Annotated in this window: 2 protein-coding genes; one reads left to right on the top strand and one right to left on the bottom strand. The window is 42.1% G+C overall.

Features of this window, described 5'->3' with window-relative positions:
* Window positions 1-446, top strand: a 446-nt coding sequence (locus ACEW9J_RS14785) for a hypothetical protein (protein WP_373545876.1), incomplete at its 5' end; no start/stop codon positions are given.
* 167 nt (window positions 447-613) lie between these two features.
* Here the strand turns inward: ACEW9J_RS14785 and ACEW9J_RS14780 are convergent.
* Window positions 614-2,335: an IS1634 family transposase gene (locus ACEW9J_RS14780; RefSeq protein ID WP_373545875.1), complete on the bottom strand. Its 1,722-nt coding sequence runs from the start codon at window positions 2,333-2,335 to the stop codon at window positions 614-616.
* Between the last annotated feature and the right edge of the window lie 181 nt (window positions 2,336-2,516).

Raw genomic sequence — 2,516 nt, 5'->3', positions numbered from 1 at the left:
GTCAATTGTGTGATTATCTGGTCGAAGCTGAAATTGGGATGCTCGACGATACCTATTACTGGCAACCGCTGCCCACCGATGCCTGGGAAGCGGATCGGGTGGTGGCGGAACTAGAACCATTACTGGTGAAAAACGTCAATGTCCAGTTTTTATTACCGATGACTATATCCCAACAGCAATGGTATGAGATGTTTGCCACGGGCATGAAGACTAAAACGATGCAGACTTTGACGAAGTATGGGAAGCGGATTAGTGTACTCGAACCTTTAGAAATGTCTACCCTTGTCTACACCTTGCCAGACCAGAGCAAACATCGATCGTTAATGGTGGCTTTTACGCGGCTAACGCCCAAGACGCGCAGTACCGTTCGAGAGATAATCCGAGTGTTTATCGAGCCGTTGGATGAAATTCTGGCAGAATACCGGAAGCTGCCAGAATTATTTTGAGATCGACATATTGGAGTTAGTTAAACTAACTCCTAGCTCATCACAGATACTTCGGTTTCGACCTCGATCGGTACTTGAACGTTAGAGATCGAGGTGTAGATGGGAATATTAGTATCGACTGCCTCAAAACTAACGACCAGAGCGTAAGGCTGACGGTTCGCTCATTTTTAGGGAGGGTAGTCAGATTGCGATGAAAGGCAGGTATAAATGTCGTTCGGAAAGTTCAATAACTTCAAAATCTGTTGTTGGAGAGGATTAAGAGTAGTCAATTCTGGATATATTTCCGTTCCAACAGCAATGAAAACTAGCGTAATTTCCTTGAAATTTGCCAGGAGTCTTTCTGTCGTCGGTTGAGCTGTTGCACGTCGGGGATTACCAGCATAAATCCCATTTAACTTACTTTTATCCACTTCCAAGGCTCGTTTTACTTGAAATTCGACTAAAGTCAATAGCCTTAGTCCGATTGATAATAACCGCATTAGTCCCTTGATATGATCTTCACGTTGTAAAAACATTGGTCTAAGGGAAAGGGGCTGTCCTTTGAGTCTTCCAAAGCAATGCTCAATTAAATATTCCTGGCGATAAGCAACTACAGCATCTGCTAGGGATAACTCTTTTTTTGGATGATTTGTGGCATATACTCGCCAACCTAGCAGCTCCATTTGTTGCTCAACTAGATCGGATTCAATAGTGTATTTTACTTGAAAAGTACGTTTCTCAATTACTCCGGCCGGACGCTCTTTATATTTACGTTGATGTATTTGTTCGATATCTTCTGTAAAACTTACATTAAACAAAGACTGAACTCGATTCTTTGTAATTATTTCCTCTGCTGCTCGAATAAATTCTTGGAAGTCTTTTAAGGGTTTCTTTCCTAGTCGATTTTGATTGAGTAATTCTAGATTCTTTTGAGCTGTCTCGATTCGACTTTGAAGGGCTTGCTTCTGGCTCTGACCATGAGCAATTGAGTAAACAATCAATCGCCGTTCTGACCAAGATATTTCTTCTTTTCCATGTTTTAGGCTACAAGAATATACCTGTTCATATCCTTTGGCAATTACAACTGTTTTACCATTAGCATAGGCATAACTGATATTTTCTAATTCTATTCCTGCCTCTTTGCTCTCTGCCACGTATTTCGTCAGTTCTTCAGTTCTAACTTGAGTTTTCGATAGCGGACATAAGTAATAATCATTGCCAGCTTGAATAAAATATCTTGTGCCGCTACTTCCCATTTTACAATCTCCGACATATAGCATTCCCCTCTGCCCCAATGTTTTTCTCACCTGTGCTATCGCTGGTTCATATAAGGGATCATCTGCACTATTTCCAGCAACAATTTCACTGGCTATTGGTAATCCTAATGGATCTAGTGTTGCCATCATCAGCTTCATTTGCGGCAAATCAGGTCGATGATCTTTGCTATGTCCATATCGAAATAGTCCTTCTTTATTCTCATCCCAAAATCCACTAACCGATGTACTATCCAGTCTGACTCTTTCTGGTTTTAAATCATAGACTTGTAATTGCCGTTGGCTGAGAGCTTGCTCAAAACTACTCCACGATTCATTCTTGCTTAAGTTAAATAGAACACTCTGTAATCGGTCATCACTTAAATCCAATGCCCGCACTTCTTGACCTAAAATTATCCCCAGACTTTCTATCCTTTGTTCTGCCCATGACTGAACTTGGTTCATTCTGTGATCTGCTTGCGATAAAATATGGCTCAACCATACGATTGCTACCTGCCCTAGACTTAGACCTTGCCAATTCCCATGAGTCGGGAAATGCTGGTCTAGCAGCTCCTGAACACCCATTCGTTCAAGCTGGGCTAGCAGCAGTGGTATGTCGTCAACTCGCTCTGTCTTAAGGATTGTAGGCTTTTTCATTTCCTCACTTTACCCCGATCTGACGACCCCTTTCCTAAATGAGCGAACCGTCAGTGGTGAATTGAAACGTGTTGCCGGATGGTTTGCCACACTTCTACTGATTCCCATAATACAATTTGTGCAAAGTTACGCCAACAAAGTTTGAGTGGATTGTCAAGTGCAACCAACGCTTGCCGCAGAC

Origin of the sequence: Chamaesiphon sp., from assembly GCF_041737865.1 — a bacterium.
In the GTDB taxonomy this organism is placed as follows: domain Bacteria; phylum Cyanobacteriota; class Cyanobacteriia; order Cyanobacteriales; family Chamaesiphonaceae; genus Chamaesiphon.
Note: the sequence above shows the minus strand (reverse complement) of the source record. Positions and strands in the feature narration are given on the sequence as shown.

Excerpts from the sequence above, each read along its gene's own strand:
- ACEW9J_RS14780 (WP_373545875.1), bottom strand. The coding sequence starts at position 2,335 with ATGAAAAAGCCTACAATCCTTAAGACAGAGCGAGTTGACGACATACCA.